Source organism: Streptomyces sp. A0958 (genome assembly GCF_004795035.1).
GTDB lineage: Bacteria > Actinomycetota > Actinomycetes > Streptomycetales > Streptomycetaceae > Streptomyces.
This window is the reverse complement of the sequence record NZ_SSBK01000011.1, coordinates 78,996-102,736: the sequence shown is the minus strand read 5'-3', so window position 1 is coordinate 102,736 and position 23,741 is coordinate 78,996. Positions and strand designations below refer to the sequence as shown.

At 71.4% G+C, this 23,741-nt stretch carries 24 protein-coding genes and 5 tRNA genes; 9 read left to right on the top strand and 20 right to left on the bottom strand.

What is annotated here, in order from left to right:
- Positions 1–340: 340 nt before the first annotated feature.
- Complete coding sequence (locus E6P78_RS14245) at positions 341–1,975, bottom strand: DAK2 domain-containing protein (RefSeq protein ID WP_136203941.1); 1,635 nt, start codon at positions 1,973–1,975, stop codon at positions 341–343.
- A 274-nt stretch (positions 1,976–2,249) separates the two neighbouring features.
- Here E6P78_RS14245 and rpmB point away from each other — a divergent pair, with 274 nt between their 5' ends.
- The gene (rpmB, locus tag E6P78_RS14240; RefSeq protein WP_003965989.1) at positions 2,250–2,435 is read left to right on the top strand and encodes a 50S ribosomal protein L28; all 186 of its coding nucleotides are present in this window, start codon (positions 2,250–2,252) and stop codon (positions 2,433–2,435) included.
- A gap of 133 nt (positions 2,436–2,568) precedes the next feature.
- Here rpmB and thiD read toward each other — a convergent pair whose 3' ends face one another.
- Positions 2,569–3,378, bottom strand: a complete 810-nt coding sequence (gene thiD / locus E6P78_RS14235; protein ID WP_136203940.1) for a bifunctional hydroxymethylpyrimidine kinase/phosphomethylpyrimidine kinase — start codon at positions 3,376–3,378, stop codon at positions 2,569–2,571.
- Between the two features lie 10 nt (positions 3,379–3,388).
- On the bottom strand, positions 3,389–4,360 hold the full coding sequence (locus tag E6P78_RS14230; protein WP_136203939.1) for a thiamine-phosphate kinase: 972 nt from the start codon (positions 4,358–4,360) through the stop codon (positions 3,389–3,391).
- Between the two features lie 242 nt (positions 4,361–4,602).
- Between E6P78_RS14230 and E6P78_RS14225 the strand changes: the two genes are divergently transcribed.
- Entirely contained in the window at positions 4,603–4,836 is a 234-nt protein-coding gene (locus E6P78_RS14225; RefSeq protein WP_136203938.1) for an Lrp/AsnC ligand binding domain-containing protein, read from the top strand.
- Positions 4,837–4,856: 20 nt separating this feature from the next.
- The gene (locus E6P78_RS14220; protein ID WP_240799206.1) at positions 4,857–5,342 is read left to right on the top strand and encodes a DUF3515 domain-containing protein; all 486 of its coding nucleotides are present in this window, start codon (positions 4,857–4,859) and stop codon (positions 5,340–5,342) included.
- A 51-nt stretch (positions 5,343–5,393) separates the two neighbouring features.
- On the opposite strand, the gene E6P78_RS14215 is transcribed toward E6P78_RS14220, so the two are convergent.
- From E6P78_RS14215 to E6P78_RS14205, 3 genes are read right to left on the bottom strand one after another with little or no spacing between them, the layout of a single operon-like run.
- The gene (locus E6P78_RS14215) at positions 5,394–6,551 is read right to left on the bottom strand and encodes a D-alanine--D-alanine ligase family protein (RefSeq protein WP_136203937.1); all 1,158 of its coding nucleotides are present in this window, start codon (positions 6,549–6,551) and stop codon (positions 5,394–5,396) included.
- A 60-nt stretch (positions 6,552–6,611) separates the two neighbouring features.
- Complete coding sequence (locus E6P78_RS14210; RefSeq protein ID WP_136203936.1) at positions 6,612–7,622, bottom strand: NAD(P)H-dependent glycerol-3-phosphate dehydrogenase; 1,011 nt, start codon at positions 7,620–7,622, stop codon at positions 6,612–6,614.
- Positions 7,619–8,371 carry a lysophospholipid acyltransferase family protein gene (locus E6P78_RS14205; RefSeq protein ID WP_136203935.1) on the bottom strand — a complete coding sequence of 251 codons (753 nt, stop codon included), beginning with the start codon at positions 8,369–8,371 and terminating at the stop codon, positions 7,619–7,621. The genes E6P78_RS14210 and E6P78_RS14205 overlap by 4 nt, the downstream gene beginning before the upstream one ends.
- A 161-nt stretch (positions 8,372–8,532) precedes the next feature.
- Between E6P78_RS14205 and cofC the strand changes: the two genes are divergently transcribed.
- Together cofC and E6P78_RS14195 are read left to right on the top strand one after the other, a co-directional pair.
- Positions 8,533–9,216, top strand: a complete 684-nt coding sequence (gene cofC / locus E6P78_RS14200; RefSeq protein WP_136203934.1) for a 2-phospho-L-lactate guanylyltransferase — start codon at positions 8,533–8,535, stop codon at positions 9,214–9,216.
- Between the two features lie 10 nt (positions 9,217–9,226).
- Positions 9,227–9,430, top strand: a complete 204-nt coding sequence (locus E6P78_RS14195) for a hypothetical protein (RefSeq protein WP_018551731.1) — start codon at positions 9,227–9,229, stop codon at positions 9,428–9,430.
- Positions 9,431–9,526: 96 nt separating this feature from the next.
- Here the strand turns inward: E6P78_RS14195 and E6P78_RS14190 are convergent, their stop codons facing one another.
- The 4 genes from E6P78_RS14190 to leuC form a co-directional block, all read right to left on the bottom strand.
- Positions 9,527–10,204 (bottom strand): HU family DNA-binding protein, encoded by a 678-nt coding sequence (locus tag E6P78_RS14190; RefSeq protein WP_136203933.1) that lies wholly within the window; start codon positions 10,202–10,204, stop codon positions 9,527–9,529.
- A 141-nt stretch (positions 10,205–10,345) separates the two neighbouring features.
- Positions 10,346–10,573 carry a hypothetical protein gene (locus tag E6P78_RS14185; protein ID WP_136203932.1) on the bottom strand — a complete coding sequence of 76 codons (228 nt, stop codon included), beginning with the start codon at positions 10,571–10,573 and terminating at the stop codon, positions 10,346–10,348.
- Positions 10,574–10,698: 125 nt separating this feature from the next.
- The gene (leuD, locus tag E6P78_RS14180) at positions 10,699–11,292 is read right to left on the bottom strand and encodes a 3-isopropylmalate dehydratase small subunit (RefSeq protein ID WP_136203931.1); all 594 of its coding nucleotides are present in this window, start codon (positions 11,290–11,292) and stop codon (positions 10,699–10,701) included.
- 2 nt (positions 11,293–11,294) lie between these two features.
- A complete protein-coding gene (gene leuC, locus E6P78_RS14175; RefSeq protein WP_136203930.1) occupies positions 11,295–12,761 on the bottom strand; it encodes a 3-isopropylmalate dehydratase large subunit in 1,467 nt (488 codons plus the stop codon).
- Positions 12,762–12,935: 174 nt separating this feature from the next.
- Between leuC and ndgR the strand changes: the two genes are divergently transcribed.
- Positions 12,936–13,652 carry an IclR family transcriptional regulator NdgR gene (ndgR, locus tag E6P78_RS14170; protein ID WP_003966003.1) on the top strand — a complete coding sequence of 239 codons (717 nt, stop codon included), beginning with the start codon at positions 12,936–12,938 and terminating at the stop codon, positions 13,650–13,652.
- A gap of 81 nt (positions 13,653–13,733) precedes the next feature.
- Here the strand turns inward: ndgR and E6P78_RS14165 are convergent, their stop codons facing one another.
- Positions 13,734–14,231: a DUF4188 domain-containing protein gene (locus tag E6P78_RS14165; protein ID WP_136203994.1), complete on the bottom strand. Its 498-nt coding sequence runs from the start codon at positions 14,229–14,231 to the stop codon at positions 13,734–13,736.
- Positions 14,232–14,321: 90 nt separating this feature from the next.
- Here E6P78_RS14165 and E6P78_RS14160 point away from each other — a divergent pair, with 90 nt between their 5' ends.
- Complete coding sequence (locus tag E6P78_RS14160) at positions 14,322–14,963, top strand: MerR family transcriptional regulator (RefSeq protein WP_136203929.1); 642 nt, start codon at positions 14,322–14,324, stop codon at positions 14,961–14,963.
- Between the two features lie 73 nt (positions 14,964–15,036).
- Here E6P78_RS14160 and E6P78_RS14155 read toward each other — a convergent pair.
- From E6P78_RS14155 to E6P78_RS14115, 9 genes are all read right to left on the bottom strand, one after another.
- Positions 15,037–15,109 (bottom strand) — tRNA-Glu (locus E6P78_RS14155).
- 26 nt (positions 15,110–15,135) lie between these two features.
- A tRNA-Gln gene (locus E6P78_RS14150) sits at positions 15,136–15,207 on the bottom strand.
- Positions 15,208–15,219: 12 nt separating this feature from the next.
- A tRNA-Glu gene (locus E6P78_RS14145) sits at positions 15,220–15,292 on the bottom strand.
- A 60-nt stretch (positions 15,293–15,352) separates the two neighbouring features.
- Positions 15,353–15,425 (bottom strand) — tRNA-Glu (locus tag E6P78_RS14140).
- Positions 15,426–15,452: 27 nt separating this feature from the next.
- A tRNA-Gln gene (locus tag E6P78_RS14135) sits at positions 15,453–15,524 on the bottom strand.
- A gap of 85 nt (positions 15,525–15,609) precedes the next feature.
- Entirely contained in the window at positions 15,610–16,329 is a 720-nt protein-coding gene (locus E6P78_RS14130; RefSeq protein ID WP_136203928.1) for an HAD family hydrolase, read from the bottom strand.
- Between the two features lie 158 nt (positions 16,330–16,487).
- A complete protein-coding gene (gene gltX, locus E6P78_RS14125) occupies positions 16,488–17,960 on the bottom strand; it encodes a glutamate--tRNA ligase (RefSeq protein ID WP_136203927.1) in 1,473 nt (490 codons plus the stop codon).
- Complete coding sequence (locus E6P78_RS14120; protein WP_136203926.1) at positions 17,953–18,729, bottom strand: fumarylacetoacetate hydrolase family protein; 777 nt, start codon at positions 18,727–18,729, stop codon at positions 17,953–17,955. The genes gltX and E6P78_RS14120 overlap by 8 nt, the downstream gene beginning before the upstream one ends.
- Before the next feature lie 89 nt (positions 18,730–18,818).
- Complete coding sequence (locus tag E6P78_RS14115; RefSeq protein ID WP_136203925.1) at positions 18,819–19,010, bottom strand: hypothetical protein; 192 nt, start codon at positions 19,008–19,010, stop codon at positions 18,819–18,821.
- Positions 19,011–19,592: 582 nt separating this feature from the next.
- Between E6P78_RS14115 and E6P78_RS14110 the strand changes: the two genes are divergently transcribed.
- Both E6P78_RS14110 and E6P78_RS14105 read left to right on the top strand, forming a co-directional pair.
- Positions 19,593–23,306, top strand: coding sequence for a nitrate- and nitrite sensing domain-containing protein (locus E6P78_RS14110; RefSeq protein ID WP_136203924.1), 3,714 nt, complete (start codon positions 19,593–19,595; stop codon positions 23,304–23,306).
- Positions 23,307–23,729, top strand: coding sequence for a roadblock/LC7 domain-containing protein (locus E6P78_RS14105; RefSeq protein WP_003966009.1), 423 nt, complete (start codon positions 23,307–23,309; stop codon positions 23,727–23,729).
- The last annotated feature ends 12 nt before the right edge of the window (positions 23,730–23,741 follow it).

Sequence of the window (23,741 nt, the reverse complement as noted above, 5' to 3'; positions counted from 1 at the left end):
GGGTTCGTCCGGCGTGCCCCCTCGTCCTCAATCGCCGGACGGGCTTGATCTTGCCGACCCGGCCCGCGAGCACGGCAGCCTGCTTGCGCGGGGCCCGTCCTCAATCGCCGGACGGGCTTGATCTTGCCGACCCGGCCCGCGAGCACGGCAGCCTGCTTGCGCGGGGCCCGTCCTCAATCGCCAGACGGGCTTGACCTTGCCGACCCGGCCCGCGAGCACGGCAGCCTGCTTGCGCGGGGCCCGTCCTCAATCGCCGGACGGGCTTGGTTGTGCCGCACGGGCCTGAATGCGCGGCGCGCGGGCTTGGGTTGTTCGTTGCTCCACGCCGATCAGTTGCTCGCTACTCCACGCCGATCAGGAGCGGAGCGTGCTGGTGGCCGCCGTGGTAGACCGTGGTGTCCACCGCCAGGTAGCCCTCGCGGACGTGTTCCTCCAGGGTGTCGGCCAGGGCGGGCGGGGTGTCCTCGCCGAGGACCAGGGTGACCAGCTCGCCGCCCGCCGCGAGCATCCGGTCCAGGACCTTGCGGGCGGTGCCGGCCACGTCCTGGCCGATGACGGCCACGTCGCCGTCGATCAGGCCCAGGATGTCGCCGGCCTGGCAGATGCCGGCCATGGTCCAGGACTGCCGTTCGGCGACGGCCAGTTCGGCGTAGCGGGTGGCGCCGGCCGCCGAGGTCATCGCGACCACGTCCTCGTCGAAGCTGCGGTCGGGCTCGTGGACGGCCAGGGCCGCGATGCCCTGGACGGCGGCCCGGGTCGGGACGAGGGCGACCCGGATGCCCTGGGCCCTGGCCTGTTCGGCGGCGGCAGCGGCGGTGTGGCGCAGGTCGCCGTCGTTGGGCAGCAGGACCACCTCGCGGGCGTGGGCGCGGCGGATCGCGTCCACGAGTTCGCCGCTGGCGGGCGGCTCCCCGGGCCGGGCGAGCACCGTCGTCGCACCGGCCTGCTCGCACAGGCCGGCGAGGCCGTCGCCCGGGACGACCGCGACGACCGCGCGCCGGGCGGGTTCGGGGCGGGCATGCGCCCGGTCGGCGGCGAAGTGGGTGATGCGGATGCGGTACGGCCGGCCGGCCTCGACACCGGCCTCCACCGCGGCCCCCGCGTCGTCCACGTGCACATGGACGTTCCACAGGCCGTCGCCGCCGACCACCACCAGGGAGTCGCCGAGGCCGTCCAGCCGGGTGCGCAGCCGCTCGACGGCCTCGTCACCGGCCTCCAGCAGGTAGATGACCTCGAAGGCGGGACCGCCCTGGTCGCCGTCGGCGGCCGGGCACTCCCCGTCGTCGGCGGGCGGCGGTACGAACGGGGCGGGGTTCTCGTAAGGCCGCTCCGGGGCCCGTCCCGAAACGGCCTCGACCAGGGCGCCGAGCAGGGTCACCAGGCCGCGCCCGCCGGCGTCGACCACCCCGGCCCTGGCCAGGGCGGGGAGCTGCCCGGGGGTCGCGTCCAGGGCGGCGCGGGCCCCTTCGTACGCCGCCACGGCCACCTCGGCGGTGTTCGCGCCGGGCGGTGCGCTCCCCGCCGCGGCGGCGGCCCGGTCCGCGACGGTCAGGACCGTGCCCTCGACGGGGTGGGCGACGGCTTGGCGGGCGGAGGCGGCGGCCCGGTCGAGCGCCAGGCGGAGCCGGTCGCCGCCGGTCCCCTCGGCGAGCACGCCGGCCATGCCGCGCAGCAACTGGGCCAGGATCGTGCCGGAGTTGCCCCGGGCACCGATCAGCGCCCCGTGGGCCATGGCCCGTACCGCGTCCGCCGCAGAGGGCACCGAGGTGCCGGTCTCGTGGGCGGCGAAGACCGCTTCGACGGCGGCCGCCGCGGACTCCACGGTCAGGTAGAGGTTGGTGCCCGTGTCCCCGTCGGCGACCGGGTAGACGTTGATCGCGTCGATGGCCGCGCGCTCCCGGCCGAGCGCATCCAGGGCCAGGGAGCACCAGGTCCGTACCGCGACGGCATCCGGTTCGTCGGCGGTCTGCGGCACCTGGAAGTCCTCCTCGGAACAGGGACTCGGAACACGGGCGGGGCGGCTGGCTGCACCGCAGGGTAGCTCCGGCCGGCGGGTGCGGGCGGTCCGGGGGCGGGGCGGGCGGGCGGGCGTGGAACCCATGGTAGTTTCGTATCTCCGACGCAGCCGTTGTATGCTGCTTCGGTTGCCCGACGAGAGTCGGGACATTCCCCCGGTACCGCCGCTTCAGACCTTGAATCCGGCGTGCCGGAATTCACTGTAAGTGCATCTGAAGTCTTTGGAGTGACCCGTGGCTGCCAACTGCGACGTTTGCGGCAAGGGGCCGAGCTTCGGCAACAGCATTTCGCACTCGCACCGCCGTACGTCCCGTCGCTGGAATCCCAACATCCAGCGCGTGCGTGCCGTGGTCGGGCGGACGCCGAAGCGGCTCAACGTCTGCACCTCGTGCATCAAGGCCGGCAAGGTCGCGCGCTGACGTTCCCGTCGTAGCGCAGCCCTACCGGTTGCCCAAAAAGCCGGTCCATCTCGGTGGACCGGCTTTTTGCTGTGCCCGGGCGACAAGCATGTGCCCGGGCGACGAGCTCGTGCCCGTGCGGCGGGGCGGGCGGTCAGTCCGCGTCGCGCAGCCGCCAGCCGTGGCCGACCGGGCCGATGCCGGCGCCGAGCGGGAAGCCCGCCTCGATCGCCCCGGTGACGTACGCCTTGGCGGCCCGTACGGCCGTCAGCACGTCGGCTCCGCGCGCCAGGTGGCTCGCTATCGCGGAGGCGAGGGTGCAGCCGGTGCCGTGGGTGTGGCGGTTGTCATGGCGGGGGGCGCGCAGCCAGTGCTCCTCGCTGCCGTCGGTGAGCAGGTCGACGGGCTCGCCGGGCAGGTGGCCGCCCTTGATCACGACCCAGCGGGGGCCGAATCCGAGGAGTGCGGCGGCGGCCCGGCGCATTCCGGGCTCGTCGGTGACGGTGATGCCCGTGAGCTGGGCCACTTCGTCGAGGTTCGGGGTCGCCACGGTGGCGACGGGCAGCAGCTTCGTACGGACCGAGTCGAGGGCTTCGGCGGCCAGGAGCGGGTCGCCGTGCTTGGAGACGCCCACCGGGTCCACGACGGCGGGGGCATCGGTGCCCGCGAGGAGTTCGGCGACGGTCTCGACCAGGTGCGCGGACGACAGCATGCCGGTCTTCACCGCGTCGACGCCGATGTCGTCCACGACGCTGCGGTACTGGGCGCGCACCGCCTTGGCGGGCAGCTCCCAGGCGCCCTGGACGCCCAGGGAGTTCTGGGCGGTGACGGCGGTGAGCACGCTCATTCCGTGCGTGCCGAGCGCCAGCATCGTCTTGAGATCGGCCTGGATGCCCGCACCGCCGCCGGAGTCCGATCCGGCGACGGTGAGCACGCGGGGAGGTACTGGGGGAGTTATCGGCATGCGCCGCAATCTACTGGGCGTCCTCGATGTCACCGAAGTGGTCCCAGCCGTTCTTGCTGGTCCAGGGCGCCCCGTCGACCGTCACCTGGGGCAGCGCCGAGGGGTTGAGGACCTCGCCGATCACCTTCCAGCGGGCCGGCAGCTTCACGTCGGGCGGGAAGGTCGCGACGATCGCGTGGTCCTCGCCGCCGGTCAGGACCCACTGGAGCGGGTCGACGCCTACGGCCTGCCCGATGTCCGACATCTGGGAGGGGACGTCGATGAGCCCGGAACGCAGGTCGATGCGGACCTTGCTGGCCTCGGCGATGTGCCCGAGGTCGGCGACGAGCCCGTCGCTGACGTCGGTCATCGCGGTGGCGCCGAGCCCGGCGGCCGCGGGGCCCGCGTGGTACGGCGGTTCGGGGCGGCGGTGGGCCTCGACGAAGGCGCGGGGCGAGCGGAAGCCCCGGGAGAGCACGGCGTACCCGGCGGCGGACCAGCCGAGCCAGCCGGTGACGGCGACGACGTCGCCGGGCTGGGCGCCGGCCCTGGTGACGGGTTCGTGGTTGCGCAGGTCGCCGAGCGCGGTGATCGCGACGGTGATGGTGTCGCCGCGCACCACGTCACCGCCGACCACGGCCGCCCCCGCGACCTGGCACTCGTCGCGCAGGCCGTCCATCAGCTCCACGGCCCAGGTGACCGGGAGTTCGGCGGGGACGACGAGGCCGAGGAGCAGTGCGGTGGGCACGGCGCCCATCGCGGCGATGTCGGCGAGGTTCTGCGCGGCGGCCTTGCGGCCCACGTCGTACGCCGTCGACCAGTCGCGCCGGAAGTGCCGTCCCTCCAGCAGGATGTCCGTGCTGGCCACGACCCTGCGGTCGGGGGCGGTCACGACCGCGGCGTCGTCGCCCGGGCCGAGCCGGACCGCCGGGGTGGTGGTGAGCCGGGACGTGAGCTCTCTGATGAGCCCGAACTCCCCCAACTCGCCCACGGTTGCCTTCACCGAGTCTCACCTCTCATGTGTCGGGCCGGGCGCTCGCCCGGCCTGTCCCCCGTCCGCGCCGCCCCAGTCGCGGTCGCGTGCCGTCACTGCTGTCGGTACTGTCAAGAGATACGTCAACTTGTGCGTTCTGTACGCCACGCTGGGGCGTCATCCGGCCCGCAGGTCTCCCCGCGGCCCCTGGCGACGCGATAACGTGGCGTCCCTTTCCCCCACATGATCCTCGTGGCCGCCCTGGAGGTTCCGTGGTACAGGCGTACATCCTCATTCAGACCGAGGTGGGCAAGGCGTCGACCGTCGCCGAGACCATCTCCGACATCCCGGGAGTGATCCAGGCAGAAGACGTCACCGGCCCCTACGACGTGATCGTGCGCGCCCAGGCCGACACGGTCGATGAACTCGGGCGCATGGTGGTGGCGCGGGTCCAGCAGGTGGACGGCATCACCAGAACCCTGACCTGCCCGGTCGTTCACCTGTAGCCCCCGTCTACGCTGGGCCGGTGACGTCCTCCAGCCGCCGGCTCCCCCACCCCGTGCTCCTCGGTCCGTCCGCCGCTCTGCTGTTGTTGGCCGCGGCGGGCTGTTCCTCGGGCGGCGCGGCGTCGGTCGCGGTGCCCAGTCCGTCGCCGGAAGCCGCAGCCTACTGCCGTGCGCTGGACAAGGAGCTGCCGGATACCGTCGCCGGTCTGGAGCGCAAGGACCCCGATCCCGGTTCGGAGCTGACCGCCGGGTGGGGGGACGGGGCGATCGTACTGCGCTGCGGTGTGCCGCGCCCCGCCGAGATGGACGACGACCAGTCGAAGGGGATCACCGCGGACGGCGTCAACTGGATGTTGGAGCAGCGGGAGGACGACGGGCCGCGGCTGACGACCACCTTGCGCAAGGCGTACGTCGAGGTGACGTTCTCCTCGGCGTACGCGCATGACACGACCCCGCTCGCGGCTCTCGCCCCGGCGGTGAAGAAGACGGTCCCGAACCGGCTGTAGGGCGTGCGCTCACCGCTCCGGGAGCGCACGCCCCTCGCCGTGCCGGGTGTTTCAGCGCAATCCGGTCGGCCGGTCGAGCGCCGCCTGGATGAGCCGGTCCACCAACTGCTGGTAGCTGACACCGCTCTCCTGCCACATGCGCGGGTACATGGAGATCGGGGTGAAGCCCGGCAGGGTGTTGATCTCGTTGATGACGAAGCCGCCGTCCTCGGTGAGGAAGAAGTCGGCGCGCACCAGGCCCTCGCAGGAGGCGGCCTCGAAGGCCTCGACCGCGAGCCGCTGGACCTCGGCGGTCTGCTCGTCGGTGAGCGGCGCGGGCACGATCCCGGAGGCCGCGTCGATGTACTTGGCCTCGAAGTCGTAGAAGTCGTGCGCGGTGACGGGCGGGATCTCGGCCGGCACGCTGGCGCGCGGCCCGTCCTCGAACTCCAGGACGCCGCACTCGATCTCGCGGCCCCGCAGCAGTGACTCCACGAGGAACTTGGGGTCGTGGCGGCGGGCCTCCTCGATCGCCTCGTCCAGTCCGGAGGCGTCCTCGACCTTGGTGATGCCGATGGACGAGCCGGCCCGGGCGGGCTTGATGAAGAGCGGCCAGCCGTGCTCGGCGGCGAAGTCCGTGATGCGTTCGCGGGCGGCGGCGCGGTCGTTGTCCCACTCGCGGGGGCGGACGACCACGTACGGGCCGACTGGCAGGCCGAAGGAGGTGAAGACGCGCTTCATGTACTCCTTGTCCTGGCCGACGGCCGAGGCGAGGACGCCGGCGCCCACGTACGGCACGCCGGACAGCTCCAGGAGGCCCTGGAGGGTGCCGTCCTCGCCGTAGGGGCCGTGCAGGACGGGGAAGACGACGTCGACCTCGCCGAGCGCCTTGGGGACCGAGCCGGGCTCGCTGTAGACGACTTCGCGGCTGCCGGGGTCGACGGAGAGCACGACGCCGCCCTCGTCGGACTCGGCCAACTGCGCCACGTCCGGCATCTTCCGGTCCGCGATCGCCATGCGTTCGGGTTCGTCGGCGGTGAGCGCCCAGCGGCCGTCCGTCGTGATGCCGATCGGCAGGACGTCGTACTTGGTCCGGTCGATGGCGTTCAGGACGGCACCGGCCGTGACCACCGAAATGCCGTGTTCGGAGCTGCGGCCGCCGAACACGACGGCCACACGCGGCTTGCGGAGCTGCTGCTCCGTGCTCTGGGGGAGGTTCTCGCTGCTCATATCGCGATGAGCGTACCTGCTGGTACCGGTCGCGTCAGCGCAGCCGGGGCCGCCCGGGGGTCAGTGCCGCTCGGCCTTGGCGCTGCGCGACATGAGCTCCTTGAGGGCGACCATCGGCGGCTTGCCCTCGTGGACGATGCCGACGACCGTCTCGGTCAGCGGCATCTCGACGCCGTGCCTGCGGGCCAGGTCGAGCACCGATTCGCAGGACTTGACGCCCTCGGCGGTCTGCTTGGTGACGGCGATGGTCTCCTGGAGCGTCATGCCGCGGCCGAGGTTGGTGCCGAAGGTGTGGTTGCGCGAGAGCGGCGAGGAGCAGGTGGCCACCAGGTCACCGAGACCGGCGAGTCCGGAGAACGTCAGCGGGTCGGCGCCCATGGCCGCCCCGAGCCGCATCGTCTCGGCGAGGCCGCGGGTGATGAGCGAGCCCTTGGCGTTGTCCCCGAGCCCCATGCCGTCGGCGATGCCGACGGCGAGACCGATGACGTTCTTGACGGCCCCGCCGAGTTCGCAGCCGACCACGTCGGTGCTGGTGTACGGGCGGAAGTACGGGGTGTGGCAGGCGGCCTGGAGGCGGCGGGCGACGGACTCGTCCCGGCAGGCGACGACGGCCGCGGCGGGGCGGCGTTCGGCGATCTCCTTGGCGAGGTTGGGTCCGCTGATGACGGCGACGCGGTCGGCGGACACCTCGGTGGCGTCCTCGATGACCTCGCTCATCCGCTTGGCGGTGCCGAGTTCGACGCCCTTCATCAGGGAGACCAGGACCGTCTGCGGCTCCAGGTGCGGGGCCCAGTCGGCGAGGTTGGCGCGCAGCGTCTGGGAGGGCACGACGAGGACGGCGTAGTCGGCGCCGCGCAGCGCCTCGGCCGCGTCCGTGGTGGCCCGGACGGAGGCGGGCAGTTCGATGCCCGGCAGGTAGCCGGGGTTGGTACGGGTCGCGTTGACCGTCTCGGCGACCTCGGCCCGGCGGCCCCAGAGGGTGACGTCGCAGCCGGCGTCGGCGAGGACGATGGCGAAGGCCGTACCCCATGAGCCGGTTCCGAAGACGGCGGCCTTCGCGGGGTGTGTCACGTGAGTCCCTCTCCTTGGGCCCTGCGCCGCTGTTCGGCCCGGGCCTTGCGGTGATCGTAGGGCTCGGCGGGTGCCTGCTGCCCGCGGATCTCCTCCAGCTGGGCGGTGACCGCGTGCATGATGGCCTCGGTGGCCTCGCGCAGCACCTCGGGCGTCGGCTCCTTGTCGTAGAACCGGGAGAGGTCGACGGGCGGGCCCGCCTGGACCTTGAGGGTCTTGCGGGGCAGGAGGCGGACCTTCTTCTCCGTGGCGTAGGGCGGCATGACCTCGTTGGCACCCCACTGCGCGACGGGGATGACGGGGGCGCGGGTCATCAACGCGACGCGGGCGGCGCCGGTCTTGCCGGCCATCGGCCACATCTCCGGGTCGCGGGTGAGGGTGCCCTCGGGGTAGAAGCAGACGCACTCGCCGCGCTCGATGGCGCCGACGGCGGCCCGGAAGGCGTCCAGCGCGTTGGTCGTCTCGCGGTAGACGGGGATCTGGCCGGTGCCGCGCAGCATCATGCCGACGAAGGGGGTTTTGAACAGCCCGGCCTTGGCCAGGAACCGGGGCACCCGGCCGGTGTTGTACTGGAAGTGCCCGTACGAAAGCGGGTCCAGGTACGAGTTGTGGTTGACCGCGGTGATGAATCCGCCCTGGACCGGAATGTGCTCCATTCCCCGCCAGTCGCGCTTGAACAGAACCACCAGTGGCGGTTTTGCGATGACCGCCGCCAGGCGGTACCAGAAGCCGATTCTGCGGCGGGACACTCGGACACCTTCCTCTATGGACCTGACTGTGGAGCTGATTGCTGCCTGACTACCGACGGTCAAGTCTCGCCCCAGGCCCCTGCTCTGTCGAGAACACCGTACGCCCCACCTCCGGGAGCGCCCCTCCGGGTCGGCGCACCGGCAGGCGAGAATAGGCGGCCATGCGCACCGAGGGAGAGACCGCCACGAACACCGACCCGACCGGCCGCTGGGCCCTGGTCGTCCCGTTGAAACCCCTGGCGCGGGCCAAGAGCAGGCTGGTGCCCGCGTCGGGCGCCCTGTTGCGGCCCCGTCTCGCCCTGGCCTTCGCCCGCGACACGGTGGCCGCCGCGCTCTCCTGCCCGGCCGTGGCCGATGTGGTGGTCGTCACGGACGACACGGTGGCGGGGTCCGCACTGGCGGCGCTCGGTGCCCGGATCGTGCCCGACACCCCGGCGGCGGGGCTCAACGCTGCCCTCGCGCACGGTGAGCGCGCGGTCCGGGCGGCCAGGCCCGGGGCGGCGCTCGCCGCGCTCAACGCGGATCTGCCCGCACTGCGGGCGGCGGAATTGTCCCGGGTACTCGAATTCTCTGCCGCTTTTCCCCGTGCATTTGTTCCCGATGCGGCGGGAATCGGAACGACATTTCTGTCGGCCGGTCCGGGAGTGGAATTGCGGCCCGCTTTCGGCGGCCGTTCGCGCTCGTGCCACCTGGCGTCGGGCGCGGTGGAAATCACGCTGCCGGGCATCGATTCGGTGCGCCGGGACGTGGACACCGGCGAGGATCTGCGGGTGGCGCTGGCGCTGGGCGTCGGGCCGTTCACGGCGGGGCGCTGGGCCGCCGGGGCCTTCGCGCCGGAGCGATAGTCTGGCGCCCATGCAGGCGACCTCGTACACGTACGACCCCGTGACCCGCACCGGCAGTGTGCTGCTCGATGACGGCACCCCGGTGGACTTCGACGCCCCGGCCTTCGACGCCGGCGGGCTGCGGCTGCTGCGTCCGGGTCAGCGGGTGCGGATCGAGGGCGAGGGCGAGGGGGCCGGGCTGCGGATCACCCTGGTGACGCTGCAGACGTTCTGAAGGACTCCCGGGGGGCCTCACCCGGACAGCCCGCGGGCCGGGCTCCCCTCGGGGAGCCCGGCCCGGCGCGTGTGCGGAGCCCTGTGCGGCCCGGTCTCACTTCTTGCGCGCGGTGGCCTTCTTGGCCGTGGTCTTGCGCGCGGTGGTCTTCTTCGCGGGCGCCTTCTTCGCCGTGGTCTTCTTGGCGGGCGCGGTCTTGGCGGCGGTGGTCTTCTTCGCCGCCGTCGACTTCGCCGCCGCGGGGGTCGCCTTCTTCGCGGCCGCCGTCGTCGTCTTCTTCGCCGGCGAGGTCTTCGTCGCGGTGGTCTTCTTGGCGGCGGCGGTGGTGGTGGTGGCCTTCTTCGCCGGGGTCGCCTTCTTGGCGGTGGCCTTCTTCGCCACGGCCTTCTTCGCGGTGGCCTTCTTGGCCGCGGCCTTGGCCGTCGTACGGGTGGAAGAACCGCCCGAGAGGCTGCCCTTGGGGGCCTTCTTCACGGCCACGTCGTTCTTGGGGAGCTTCTTGGAGCCGCTCACCAGGTCCTTGAAGCCCTGGCCCGCGCGGAAGCGGGGCACCGAGGTCTTCTTGACCCGCACGCGCTCACCCGTCTGCGGGTTGCGGGCGTAGCGGGCGGGGCGGTCGACCTTCTCGAACGAGCCGAAGCCGGTGACCGAGACCCGGTCCCCCGCGACAACCGCACGGACGATCGCGTCGAGCACCGCGTCGACGGCGTCCGCGGCCTGCTGACGGCCGCCGACCTTGTCGGCAATCGCTTCTACGAGCTGCGCCTTGTTCACGTCTTCCCCTTCGGAGACATTGCCGGAACGAATGTGTTCAGGCTTTTTCGCACGTTAGGCAGATATATACCGCAAATCAAACACGAAACGGGCTAATCACCCTAGTGCCGCAACGAAGTCGACCGCTGCGCAGTTCGGGAGTCAGTCACCTTCGGGGAATCGGCCCTCGTCGAGGTCCTTCATCAACCGGTCCAGAAGCCTTGCCGCGCCCGGGAGATCGTGCTTCGCCGCGGCCGTGACGACCAACAGCTTCCGGTTCAGCGCCATCCTTACGCCGTCCGGGACTTGCAGTGAGCGCACCCGTGAGTGCGCTTCCTTCAATTGGTCGGCGACTTGGCCGTAAAGCTTGAGTTGGCTGTCGCGTTCCATGCACCGATTGTGCCATCTGGGGCGAGTTGTCGCCCGACGGGGTCCCAACAAACGACTGTGCCCCCTACCAGAAGGCAGGGGGCACAGTCCTGAAAACTAGCCGATCAGGCCTGAAAACGCGCTGATCAGGCCTGAATTGTGCGGGGCTTGTGGGCCGGCCTGGCCGCCTCGTACGCCGCGATGTCGGCTTCGTTCTGAAGGGTGAGGCTGATGTCGTCCAGCCCGTTCAGCAGGCGCCAGCGGGCGTTCTCGTCCAGCTCGAAGTCGGCGGTGATGCCCTCGGCGCGGACCTGGCGCGCCTCCAGGTCGACGGTCACCTCGGCGTTCGGGTCGGCCTCCGTCAGCTCCCAGAGCGCGTCGACGACCTTCTGCTCCAGAACCACGGTCAGCAGACCGTTCTTCAGCGAGTTGCCGCGGAAGATGTCGGCGAACCGGGAGGAGACGACGGCCTTGAAGCCGTAGTTCTGCAGGGCCCAGACGGCGTGCTCGCGGGAGGAGCCGGTGCCGAAGTCGGGGCCGGCCACCAGGACCGACGCGCCCTTGCGCTCCGGGCGGTTGAGGACGAAGTTCTCGTCCTTGCGCCAGGCCTCGAAGAGCCCGTCCTCGAAGCCGTCCCGGGTGACCTTCTTCAGCCAGTGGGCGGGGATGATCTGGTCGGTGTCTACGTTGCTGCGGCGCAGCGGGACGGCCCGGCCGGTGTGCGTGGTGAAAGCTTCCATGGTTATCGGACTCCGGCAGGCGTACGGGCGTCGGACAGGTCGGCGGGCGAGGCCAGATGGCCCAGCACGGCGGTGGCGGCGGCAACCTGCGGGGAGACCAGGTGCGTGCGGCCGCCCTTGCCCTGCCGGCCCTCGAAGTTGCGGTTCGAGGTGGAGGCGGAGCGCTCGCCGGGGGCCAGCTGGTCGGGGTTCATGCCGAGGCACATCGAGCAGCCCGCGTGCCGCCATTCGGCGCCGGCGGCGGTGAAGACCTTGTCCAGGCCCTCGTCGACGGCCTGGAGGGCGACCCGGACGGAGCCCGGGACGACCAGCATCCGTACGCCGTCGGCGACTTTGCGGCCGTCCAGGATCGCGGCGGCGTTGCGCAGGTCCTCGATGCGGCCGTTGGTGCAGGAGCCCACGAAGACGGTGTCGACGCTGATCTCGCGCAGCGGCTGGCCCGCGGTCAACCCCATGTACTCCAGGGCCTTTTCGGCGGCGTTGCGCTCCGAGGCGTCCTCGTACGAAGCGGGGTCGGGGACGCTGGCCGACAGGGGCGCGCCCTGGCCGGGGTTGGTGCCCCAGGTGACGAACGGCGCCAGTTCGGCGGCCTCGATGACCACCTCGGCGTCGAAGACCGCGTCGTCGTCGCTGCGCAGCGTCTTCCAGTACGCGACGGCCGCGTCCCAGTCCTCGCCCTGCGGGGCGTGGCCGCGGCCCCGGAGGTAGTCGAAGGTGGTCTCGTCGGGGGCGATCATGCCCGCCCGCGCGCCGGCCTCGATCGACATGTTGCAGATGGTCATCCGGGCCTCCATCGAGAGCTTCTCGATGGCGGAGCCGCGGTATTCCAGGACGTAGCCCTGACCGCCGCCGGTGCCGATCCGGGCGATGATCGCGAGGATCAGGTCCTTGGCGGTGACGTCGTCGGGCAGTTCGCCGTCGACGGTGATCGCCATCGTCTTCGGGCGCGCCATCGGCAGCGTCTGGGAGGCCAGCACGTGCTCGACCTGGCTGGTGCCGATGCCGAACGCGAGGGCGCCGAACGCACCGTGCGTGGAGGTGTGGGAGTCGCCGCAGACGACGGTGGTGCCGGGCTGGGTCAGGCCCAACTGCGGACCGACCACGTGCACGACGCCCTGCTCGACGTCGCCCAGCGAGTGCAGCCGGACGCCGAACTCCGCGCAGTTCTTGCGCAGCGTCTCCAGCTGGGCGCGGGAGACCGGATCGGCGATCGGCTTGTCGATGTCGAGGGTCGGGGTGTTGTGGTCCTCGGTGGCGATGGTGAGGTCGAGGCGCCGCACCGGGCGTCCGGCCTGCCGCAGACCGTCGAAGGCCTGCGGGCTGGTCACCTCGTGCAGCAGGTGCAGATCGATGAAGAGGAGGTCGGGCTCGCCCTCGGCGCGCCAGTCGGGGCTCCCCTGGTCGAGCGAAGTCGAGACCTTGGGGATGACATGGTCGTCCCAAACCTTCTCCGCGAGTGTCCTACCCATCGCTTTCCCTCCGGCCGGCGTCATCGCCGGCCCAACTAGAGATTCGGTGCGCCGCCGTCCGGACCCCCGTGCGGGGCGGTGGCTACGGGCCGTTGTGGGGCCGCCGGTACAGGTTCGCAACTTCCCCGGAAAATTGAACTTGCGTTTCACAGAGTGAGACGCGAGTATCGTCGTATGGACAACTCTAGCGGCGTCGGCGTTCTCGACAAGGCAGCTCTGGTATTGAGCGCCCTGGAGTCCGGGCCGGCCACCCTCGCCGGGCTGGTCGCGGCGACCGGGCTCGCACGACCCACGGCCCACCGGCTGGCCGTGGCACTGGAACACCACCGCATGGTGGCGAGGGACATGCAGGGCCGGTTCATTCTCGGCCCCCGGCTCTCCGAGCTGGCGGCGGCGGCGGGCGAGGACCGCCTGCTGGCGACGGCCGGACCCGTGCTCACACATCTGCGGGACATCACCGGCGAGAGCGCGCAGCTCTACCGCCGGCAGGGCGACATGCGCATCTGCGTGGCGGCGGCGGAGCGGCTGTCCGGCCTGCGGGACACCGTGCCGGTCGGCTCCACGCTCACCATGAAGGCGGGCTCGTCCGCCCAGATCCTGATGGCCTGGGAGGAGCCGGAGCGCCTGCACCGCGGCCTCCAGGGCGCCCGCTTCACGGCGACGGCGCTCTCCGGCGTACGGCGGCGCGGCTGGGCCCAGTCGATCGGCGAGCGCGAGCCGGGCGTGGCCTCGGTCTCGGCCCCCGTGCGCGGCCCCTCGAACCGCGTGGTCGCCGCCGTCTCGGTCTCCGGACCGATCGAGCGGCTGACCCGGCACCCGGGCCGGATGCACGCCCAGGCCGTCATCGACTCGGCCGCACGGCTGAGCGAGGCGCTGCGCCGCACCGGCTGAGCCGGTCCCGCCCCCCGCGCCTCCCTCTCCCCCGAGGCCGCCCCAGCGTCGTGGCGGCCCCCTTCTCACCCCCTCACCGCGTCACTTGGCGCCGGAACGGTGCGCGAGACGGTCCGCCGCCCGCCGGCCCCGCCCCTCGATCGGCAGCGACCCGGTCGCCGCGGCCAGTCCGTACGCGGGCATGTCGGCGTAGATGGACTCGTAGCCGCCCTCGGGCACGATGTAGGTCTCGTGCCACAGCCCCACGTGCTGCCGGGACTTCTTCTCCTTGCGGTTGAACATCGCCCACGCCTTGCGGTGGAACATGTCGGGCGCCGAGGCGTACGCGTACAGCTTCTCCTTCGACTCCCAGTACTGGACGACGTAGTACGTCCTCGGTGAGCCGGACAGCAGGACGTGGCCGAGCAGCCCCCTGGACCTGTCCGCCCTCAACTCCCGCAGCATGCGCCCCATCGCCAGCATGACCGGGAGCCAGTGGTGCACGCCCCTGAAGTGGTTGATGCGCATGCCGATGAGCAGGACGACGACATCCCCCTCGGCTGCGGCGGTCGTCCGTCCCGGCACGGGTTTCGCGAACATACGGGCCCCCTGGATGCTGTTGGAGAGTGCCACTATCCAATGGTTGGATAGTGACACTGCCCAAGGGGTGGAGGCAAGGGAAGGCACCGCATGCGACTCTCGGAACTCAGCGAGCGGAGCGGCATCGCGACCGCGACGATCAAGTACTACCTGCGCGAGGGGCTGTTGCCGCCGGGCGAGCGGGTGAGCGCGACGCAGGCCGAGTACGACGAGAGCCATCTGCGCCGGCTGCGGCTGGTGCGGGCGCTGCTCCAGGTCGGCCGCCTGCCCGTGGCCACGGCCCGCGAGGTGCTGGGCCACGTCGACGACGACTCCCTGGGCCGGACGATCCGGCTGGGCGCGGCCCTCTGGTCGCTCCCGCACGGCCCGGAGCCGGACGAGGAGGTCCCGGAGACGGCGGCGGCCCGGGCGGAAGTCGACGCGCTGCTGGACCGGTTGGGGTGGACCAACGCGCGGGAGACCGGCGAACTCTCCCCGGTCCACCGGTCGCTCGTCGCGGCCCTGGCCACCCTCGCCCGCCTCGGCTACCCGTACGGGAGCGCGTATCTGGAGGAGCACGCCCGGCTGATGCACCAAGTGGCGGTGCAGGACCTGGACCTGATGGAGACCTATCCGACCCGGTCGCAGCAGGTGGAGATGGCGGTGGCCTCGGCGGTCCTGTACGAGCCGCTGCTGACGTCCCTGCGCCGGCTGGCCCAGGAGGAGGAGTCGGCCCGGCGGTACGGGATCTGAGCGGGCCGGCCGCCGCGCGTACAAGCGAAAGGCCCCTCACCGGAGTGAAGGGCCTTCGTCTGCTGCTCTGTTGTACCCCCGACCGGATTCGAACCGGCGCTACTGCCGTGAGAGGGCAGCGTGCTAGGCCGCTACACAACGGGGGCTTGTTGCTCCAACTTGCTGTACTGCGCTGGGCTACCAGGACTCGAACCTAGAATGACGGTACCAGAAACCGTAGTGTTGCCAATTACACCATAGCCCATGGTGTTGCAAGTACCCCCGACCGGATTCGAACCGGCGCTACTGCCGTGAGAGGGCAGCGTGCTAGGCCGCTACACAACGGGGGCCCTAGCGATCCTGCATCGAGAGCGTGGGTGCGACCCAGATGATCTCGCGGGAAGGATCTGTACCCCCGACCGGATTCGAACCGGCGCTACTGCCGTGAGAGGGCAGCGTGCTAGGCCGCTACACAACGGGGGCTTGTTCCTGCAACTTGCTTGTACTGCGCTGGGCTACCAGGACTCGAACCTAGAATGACGGTACCAGAAACCGTAGTGTTGCCAATTACACCATAGCCCACTGAAACGCAACCCCTGGGGGCCTTGTCTCTGTCTGCGCTTCCCGGCCGGATCTTTCGGCCCGCTCGGGCGGCGCAGGAAGAACATTACCCGAAGGTGTCCGACGCTCCAAAACGGGTATTGCCTGCCAACAGGCCGGGCAGCCCGCCGAGGGTGGTGATCCGGACGAGTTCGGGGCGTCCGCCCAGCCCGCGCCGGTCCAGCCAGATGCCCGTAAGCCCGGCGGCGGCGGCGCCCACGGCGTCGATGTCGGGTTCGTCCCCCACGTAGGCGACCTCCGCCGGCGGCAGGCCCAGCGCCTCGCAGGAGGCGAGGAAGGCCTCGGGCGCGGGCTTGGAGACGCCCAGCTCCGCCGCGCAGAGCAGGGACTCGAACCGGTCGCGCACTCCGAGCACGGTCAGCTTGCGGTGCTGCGACTCCAGCGCCGAGTTGGACAGCACGGCATGCCGGTACGCCCCCGCCAGGGCGTCGAGTACGGGGACGGCGTCCGGGAAGAGCGACCAGGCGGACTCGTAGTGGGCGACGTGGCGCTCGAACCAGGCATCGGCCTCGGTGTCGTCCATGGAGCGGCCGAGGAAGTCCCTGGCCCGGTCACGGCGCTGGCCCGGCCAGTCGGTCTCCCCCGCCGCGAACCGCGCCCAGTGGCGCCGGGTGAGCCGCTGCCAGGCGTCCACGGCCTCGTCCGCCGTGGCGTACCCCCTGGGCAGCCCCTCCGCCGCGAGATGCCGGGCCATGCCGTTGGCGGCGGCCGCCGTGTGGTCGAAGAGCGTGTCGTCGATGTCCCAGAGGACGGCTCTGATCGGCATACGGCCACGCTACTGCTCGCGGGCGGCGCTCAGGACCGCTTCTGCTGGACGCCGGGAGGCAGGTGGTGGCCGCCGCATGGGCTTCCGCAAACGGACAACAGCAAGAGGCCGGGGCTCCCCTACAGGGGGCCCCGGCCTCGGGTGCGCTCAGGGCGCCGTTACGCGGCCAGCTCGGCCAGGGCCGCGTCGATGCGGGCGATCGTCTTCTCGCGGCCCAGGATCTCCAGGGACTCGAAGAGCGGCAGGCCGATCGTGCGGCCGGTGACGGCGACGCGGACCGGGGCCTGGGCCTTGCCGAGCTTCAGGCCGTGCTGTTCGCCGGCGGCGAGGACGGCGGCCTTCAGGGCGTCGGCGTTCCACTCGGCGGCGATCAGCTCGGCGCGGGCCGTGACCAGGAGCGCGTCGGAGCCCTCCTTCATCGCCTTGGTCCAGGACGCCTCGTCGCGCACCGGCTCGTCGAGGAAGAGGAAGTCGACGTTGGCGGTGATCTCGGAGAGCACCGTGACCCGGGTCTGGGCGTGCGGGGCGATCCGCGCGAAGAGCTCCGCGTCGAACGCCTCCGGGGCCCAGGGGGCGAACGGCGCCTTCAGCCAGGGGCCGCACGCCTCGGTGAAGGTCTTCACGTCCAGCCTGCGGATGTGCTCCGCGTTGACGTGCTCGCACTTCTTGAGGTCGAAGCGGGCCGGGTTGGCGTTGACGTCCTTGATGTCGAACGCGGCGACCATCTCGTCGACGTCGAAGATGTCGCGGTCCTCGGCGATCGACCAGCCGAGCAGCGAGAGGTAGTTGAGCAGCCCCTCGCGGACGAAGCCGCGCTCGCGGTAGAGGTTGAGCGAGGCCTGCGGGTCGCGCTTGGAGAGCTTCTTGTTGCCCTCGCCCATGACGTACGGCAGGTGGCCGAAGGCCGGGGTGTCCTTGGCGATGCCCAGCTCGATGAGCGCCCGGTAGAGGGCGATCTGGCGCGGGGTGGAGGAGAGCAGGTCCTCGCCGCGCAGGACGTGGGTGATCTCCATCAGCGCGTCGTCCACTGGGTTGACCAGCGTGTAGAGCGGGGCGCCGTTGGCGCGGACGATGCCGTAGTCCGGGACGTTCTCCGGCTGGACGGTGATGTCGCCGCGGACCAGGTCGGTGAAGGTGATCGCCTCGTCGGGCATCCGGAAGCGGACGATCGACGCGCGCCCCTCGGCCTCGTACCCGGCCCTCTGCTCGTCGCTCAGGTCGCGGCAGTGGCCGTCGTAGCCGGACGGGCGGCCGGCGGCGCGGGCGGCGTCGCGGCGGGTGTCGAGCTCCTCGGTGGTGCAGTAGCAGCGGTACGCGTGGCCGGCCGCGAGAAGCTTCTCGGAGACGTCCTTGTAGAGGTCCATGCGCTGCGACTGGCGGTACGGGGCGTGCGGGCCGCCCACCTCGGGGCCCTCGTCCCAGTCGAGGCCGAGCCAGCGCATCGCGTCGAGCAGCTGCTCGTAGGACTCCTCGGAGTCGCGGGCCGCGTCGGTGTCCTCGATGCGGAAGACCAGGGTGCCCTGGTGGTGCCGGGCGAACGCCCAGTTGAAGAGAGCCGTCCGGACCAGGCCGACGTGCGGGTTGCCGGTCGGGGAGGGACAGAAACGTACACGTACTGGTGCGTTAGCCACGCTTGATCACCTTGTTGGTGAGAGTGCCGATGCCTTCGATGGTGACGGCGACCTCGTCGCCGACATGGAGGGGTCCGACCCCTGCGGGAGTACCGGTGAGAATCACATCGCCCGGGAGCAGCGTCATGGCTTCCGTGATGTGGACGACCAGGTCCTCGATGGTCCGGATCATGTCGCTCGTCCGGCCGAGCTGGCGTTGCTCACCGTTGACCGTCGCCTGGACGGCGAGGTCGCTGGGGTCGAGGGCGGTCTCCACCCAGGGGCCGAGGGGGCAGGAGGTGTCGAAGCCCTTGGCCCGGGCCCACTGCTTCTCCCGCTTCTGGGCGTCGCGGGCGGTGACGTCGTTGGCGCAGGTGTAGCCGAAGATGACGTCCTTGACCCGCTCGCGCGGCACTTCGCGGCACATCCGGCCGATGACCACGGCCAGCTCGGCCTCGTGGTGCACCTCGTCGGAGAAGGAGGGGTACTCGATGGCGTCGCCGGAGCCGATCACCGAGGTGGTGGGCTTGAAGAAGGCGACGGGGACGTCGGGGACCTCGTTGCCGAGTTCGGCGGCGTGCTCCGCGTAGTTGCGGCCGATGGCCACGACCTTGTTGGGGAGCACGGGCGGCAGCAGCCGGACCTTGTTCAGCGGAACCTTGGTCCCGGAGAGCTCGAACTCGGAGTAGGGGATGCCCTTGATGATGTCGAGGACGAGACCGTCGGGCCCGTCGCCCTCGACCGCGCCGAAGGCGACATTGCCGTCGATGGAGAACCTGGCGATGCGCACGGGTTGCTGTCGCCCCTCACTTGCTTGCTGGGTGCCTGAAAAGACTGACGCTCCAGGCTAGCGCGGGTGAGGGGCGCTTCCGCGCGGGTCTACTCCGCAGCGGGGGGAGTGGCGGTGGGGGCCGTCATGAGGATGGTGCGGCGCGGGTTGGCCGTCTGTGTGGGCAGGTCGACTGCGTGCTCCGGCCGTTCCGGCGTCCGCAGCGCTTCGGCGTCCTCGAGGTGCGCCAGCGTGGTGCGCCGGGGGTTGGCAATGTTGCGGAGCGTCATCGTCGTCTTCATCTGCCGTACGGACCCTGTCGTCGGGGCGCCGCTCGCGGGGGCGCCGGTTGAATCGGTTCTGCCATCCCAGTAAAGCGTCAGGCTAAACATTCAATTCCCTCCGAACGCCCGGAAGAGACCGCGATCATTATGTGAGTTTGCTCACGAACAGCCGGACAATTGACCCAATACGGGCGGGCGGCCGAGGGCCCGGAATCGGACATTGCACCACTGAATGATCCATTCCGCCCCTGATCATGTCGACTGGGACACCCCTCACCCCCATCGAACTCACACCCAATAGTCCGTTATGTCACTGAACGGCCTCCACGGCTTGTTACGCAGCCATCACAACGTGTCACGCAGGTCACAGCCCGGTACCTGGCCCTTGTTGGAGATCCGCCACTGTGCTGGAATTCCACGCACCGCCGCGGGTTTCAAGCCGGCGCGCAGGGGGCGCAACGCAGCGCCGAGTGGCGGCGGGAAGGGGTAGAGCGCCGGTCACTCACGACCACCATGGGGGCGGGACTCACGCCCCACCACGCCGACACCGTTTTCTCCGTTCACGACGGAGGAGCGCCTGGTCCAGAGGTTGCGACGCTAGTGCAGGGACGTTTCAAGAGGGATGGCAGCGCTGCGGCGGAGCAGGAGCCGCGCGGCGGGACCGATCGCGGTCCCTCGCCCCAGCACGCCCAGAACCCCGGGCCGGCCTCGGCCGGTGACCACAGCGACCGCGAACGGCGCCCCGGAGCCGCACCGGCCGGTGGCGGCTCCGATCAGACGGCCGCGCCCAAGCCGCGCGGCCCCGTCAACACGGGCTCGCGCGTAGCTCTCCGCAACTGGCGCATCAGTACGCGCCTGGTCTCTCTGCTCGCCCTCCCCGTGGTCGCCGCGACCACGCTGGGTGGTCTGCGCATCAACGACTCCATGAACGACATCCAGCAACTGGAGCACATGCAGCTGCTGACCAAGATGACGAAGCAGGCGACCACGCTGGCCCAGGCGCTCCAGGAGGAGCGCGACCGGTCGGCCGGCCCGCTGTCCAACGGGGTGGCCGCGACCGACTTCAAGGTCACCGAGCCGCGGAAGAAGACCGACCGGGCGAAGAAGGCGTTCCTCACCGCCACGTCCGACATCGGTGACACCACCGGCGACGAGACCCTGGAGAGCATCCACGCCAGCGTCCAGCAGATCGCCTCGCAGCTCGGCTCGATCCGCGACATCCGCAAGCAGGCGTACGCCAAGGACAGTCCGAGTCTCCAGACGGTCGACGCCTACAGCCAGCTGATCACCTCGCTGCTGAGCCTTTCCCAGGACATGGCGCAGGCGACCAGCAGCCCCGAGATGATCAAGCGGACCCGTGCGCTGGCGGCGTTCTCCTCCGCCAAGGAGTACGCCTCGATCCAGCGCGCGATCATCGCCGCCGCGCTGCCCGGCGGCGCCGACCGGAAGCCCGAGCTCGACCGCAACGACCAGCAGTTCGGTCTGGCCGCGCAGCGCAAGGAGGACGCGGCCCGCCGCTCCTTCGAGGCGGTCTACAACACCACCGGCAAGAGCGCCGAGGAACTGACCTCGACGCTCGACGACGGCCACCCGGACATCAAGGCCGCGGACACGTACGCCAAGAAGATGCTGGAGAACCCGACGGCGATGAGCGGCACCTCGTCGCGCCGTTCGTACATGGACTGGTACGACCAGGACTCCATCAAGATCCAGTCGATGAAGCTGGTCGAGGAAACCCTCCTCAGCGACATGGAGGGCAAGGCGCGCGAGCTGCGCGACGAGTCCCAGCGCGAGGCGATCATCTCCGGTGCGATGATCCTCCTGGTCCTCGGTGTCTCCCTGGTCGGCGCGTTCGTCGTCGCCCGGTCCATGATCCGCTCGCTGCGCCGGCTCCAGGACACCGCGACGCGCGTCGCGCAGGACCGGCTGCCCGAGCTCGTCAAGCAGCTCTCCGAGTCGGACCCGCAGGACGTCGACACCTCGGTCGAGTCCGTCGGTGTGCACTCCCGTGACGAGATCGGCAAGGTCGCCGCGGCCTTCGACGACGTGCACCGCGAGGCGGTCCGTCTCGCCGCCGAGCAGGCCCTTCTGCGGGGCAACGTCAACGCGATGTTCACCAACCTCTCGCGCCGCTCCCAGGGCCTCATCCAGCGTCAGCTCTCGCTCATCTCCGAGCTGGAGTCGCGCGAGGCCGACCCGGACCAGCTGTCCTCGCTCTTCAAGCTCGACCACCTCGCGACCCGTATGCGCCGGAACGGCGAGAACCTTCTCGTCCTCGCGGGCGAGGAGCCGGGCCGCCGGTGGACCCGTCCCGTGCCGCTGGTCGACGTGCTCCGTGCCGCCGCCTCCGAGGTGGAGCAGTACGAGCGCATCGAACTGGCCGCGGTGCCGGCCACCGAGGTCGCGGGACGGGTCGTCAACGACCTCGTGCACCTGCTCGCCGAGCTGCTGGAGAACGCCACGTCGTTCTCCTCGCCGCAGACGAAGGTCCGGGTCACCGGTCACGCGCTGCCCGACGGCCGGGTGCTCGTCGAGATCCACGACACCGGCATCGGCCTGTCCCCCGAGGACCTGGCGGCGATCAACGAACGGCTCGCCTCGCCGCCCACCGTGGACGTCTCGGTCTCCCGCCGCATGGGTCTGTTCGTGGTCGGCCGGCTGTCCCTGCGTCACGGCATCCGCATCCAGCTGCGCCCCTCGGACTCCGGCGGCACCACCGCGCTGGTCATGCTCCCGGTCGACGTCGCCCACGGCGGCAAGCAGCCGGCCCCCAAGCAGGTGCCCGGCCAGCAGTCCCCCGGCGGCCTGCTCGCCGGCAACGGCGGCAACAGCCAGGGTCAGAGCCAGGCCGGAAGGCTCGCGGCCGGGCCCGGCGCCCAGCGCGGCCAGGTCGGTGCCGGCTCCGGTCCCCGGGCCGCCCTGCCGGCCCGCGACGGCGGCCGCCCGCAGAACCCGCAGAATCCGCAGGGCGGGCCCGGCGCGCAGGACTCGGCGTTCCAGAACCCTCAGGGCCGGCCCCAGCAGGACGGTGGGCGTCCGGAGGCTCCGCGTCCGGGCGGCGGCGGCCTGGCCGGCGCGTTCGGCGGTGCCCGGCTCGGCGCACGCGGCCAGGGCGACGGCTCCGGCCGTACGGACTCCGGTCAGCCCAGCCTGTTCGACCAGCGGCGCCCCGAGCAGAACGGCCCCGCACGGCAGGCCCCGCAGCCCCAGCAGGCCCGGTTCGACCAGGGCGGCCAGGGTGGTCAGAGCGGTCAGGACGGCCGCGGCGCCTTCGAGCCGCCGCGCGGTCCCGGCCGGGGCGAGCGCCAGCTGCCTCCCGTCGGCGGCCCGCGTGCCGAACTGCCCGGCGCCCCGGCCCAGGGCGGGCCGAACGGCGGCTTCCCCGGCCCGCAGCGCCCGCAGACCACCAGCTGGGGCACCGACGAACCGTCGGCGCCGCGGCGCACCCCGCTCGACGCGCCGCGCGGTCACGAGGAGTCGGAGACCACGGGCCGGTTCCAGCAGCCGCTGCCCCCGCGCCCGCAGCCCGATGACCGCCAGGGGCCCGGCGCCACGGCCGAGTTCGCCCGCCCGGACTTCTCGGCGCCCGCGCCCGGCGCGCAGCAGCGGCCCGGCCCGCAGCCGCAGAACCCGGACCTGGCCAGCACCTCGCAGTTCCCCCGCCCGGACTTCGGCGTCCAGCAGCCCGCGCCCCGGCAGCGCGGTGACCAGGACTTCGGTGCGCCGCGCCCGCCCGAGGCGCCGGCCCCCGACGCCCCGTACCGTCCGGTCCTGCCGCAGCAGCCGCAGCAGCCCGAGGCGCTGCCGCCGGCCTCCGGGCCCGGCGACGGCCGCACCCCGCTGTACGACACGCTGGAGACCAACTGGTTCCACGGTCCGCAGCAGGGACAGCAGGGACAGCAGGGTGCCCAGCAGCAGCCTCCCGCCGCACCGGCGCCCGGCTTCCCGCAGCAGTCCGCGCAGGAGCCCACCGCTCCCGGCGCACCGCAGCGCGGCCTCGGCGACACGGGTGCGACGAGCGCCTGGCGCGCCTCGCCGAACGACGAGATCGTCCGGCAGGCGGAGCGGGTGAAGAAGCCCGCAGCGGGCGGAATCACCACGTCCGGTCTGCCTCGCCGGGTACCGCGCGCCAATCTGGTGCCGGGTACCGCCCAGCAGCAGAACCACCAGTCCGGTCCCCAGGTCTCGCGCGCGCCCGATGACGTGCGCGGGCGCCTGACCAATCTGCGCCGGGGCATCCAGCAGGGACGCCAGGCAGGCAGCGGTTCGACCGGCAGTTTTCCCCTCGGCCCCACTCACCAGCAGGAGCGTTAGTTGAGCCCGATGAGTCAGGCCGCACAGAATCTGAACTGGTTGATCACCAACTTCGTGGACAACACCCCCGGGGTGTCGCACACGGTGGTGGTCTCTGCGGACGGCCTGCTGCTGGCGATGTCCGAAGGTTTTCCGCGCGACCGCGCCGACCAGTTGGCGGCCGTAGCGTCCGGACTGACCTCGCTGACGGCAGGTGCCTCCCGGATCTTCGAGGGCGGCGCCGTCAGCCAGACCGTGGTGGAGATGGAACGCGGCTTCCTGTTCCTGATGTCCATCTCCGACGGCTCCTCGCTGGCCGTACTGGCCCACCCGGACGCCGACATCGGTCTGGTCGGCTACGAAATGGCCCTGCTGGTGGACCGGGCGGGCACCGTCCTGACCCCGGACCTCCGTGCGGAGCTCCAGGGCAGCCTGCTCCATTAGGTGCCGTGAACC

Excerpts from the sequence above, each read along its gene's own strand:
- thiD (WP_136203940.1), bottom strand. The coding sequence starts at position 3,378 with ATGCCGATAACTCCCCCAGTACCTCCCCGCGTGCTCACCGTCGCCGGA.
- E6P78_RS14215 (WP_136203937.1), bottom strand. The coding sequence starts at position 6,551 with ATGAGCAGCGAGAACCTCCCCCAGAGCACGGAGCAGCAGCTCCGCAAG.
- cofC (WP_136203934.1), top strand. The coding sequence starts at position 8,533 with ATGCGCACCGAGGGAGAGACCGCCACGAACACCGACCCGACCGGCCGC.
- E6P78_RS14195 (WP_018551731.1), top strand. The coding sequence starts at position 9,227 with ATGCAGGCGACCTCGTACACGTACGACCCCGTGACCCGCACCGGCAGT.
- E6P78_RS14185 (WP_136203932.1), bottom strand. The coding sequence starts at position 10,573 with ATGGAACGCGACAGCCAACTCAAGCTTTACGGCCAAGTCGCCGACCAA.
- leuD (WP_136203931.1), bottom strand. The coding sequence starts at position 11,292 with ATGGAAGCTTTCACCACGCACACCGGCCGGGCCGTCCCGCTGCGCCGC.
- leuC (WP_136203930.1), bottom strand. The coding sequence starts at position 12,761 with ATGGGTAGGACACTCGCGGAGAAGGTTTGGGACGACCATGTCATCCCC.
- ndgR (WP_003966003.1), top strand. The coding sequence starts at position 12,936 with ATGGACAACTCTAGCGGCGTCGGCGTTCTCGACAAGGCAGCTCTGGTA.
- E6P78_RS14165 (WP_136203994.1), bottom strand. The coding sequence starts at position 14,231 with ATGTTCGCGAAACCCGTGCCGGGACGGACGACCGCCGCAGCCGAGGGG.
- E6P78_RS14160 (WP_136203929.1), top strand. The coding sequence starts at position 14,322 with ATGCGACTCTCGGAACTCAGCGAGCGGAGCGGCATCGCGACCGCGACG.
- E6P78_RS14130 (WP_136203928.1), bottom strand. The coding sequence starts at position 16,329 with ATGCCGATCAGAGCCGTCCTCTGGGACATCGACGACACGCTCTTCGAC.
- E6P78_RS14115 (WP_136203925.1), bottom strand. The coding sequence starts at position 19,010 with ATGAAGACGACGATGACGCTCCGCAACATTGCCAACCCCCGGCGCACC.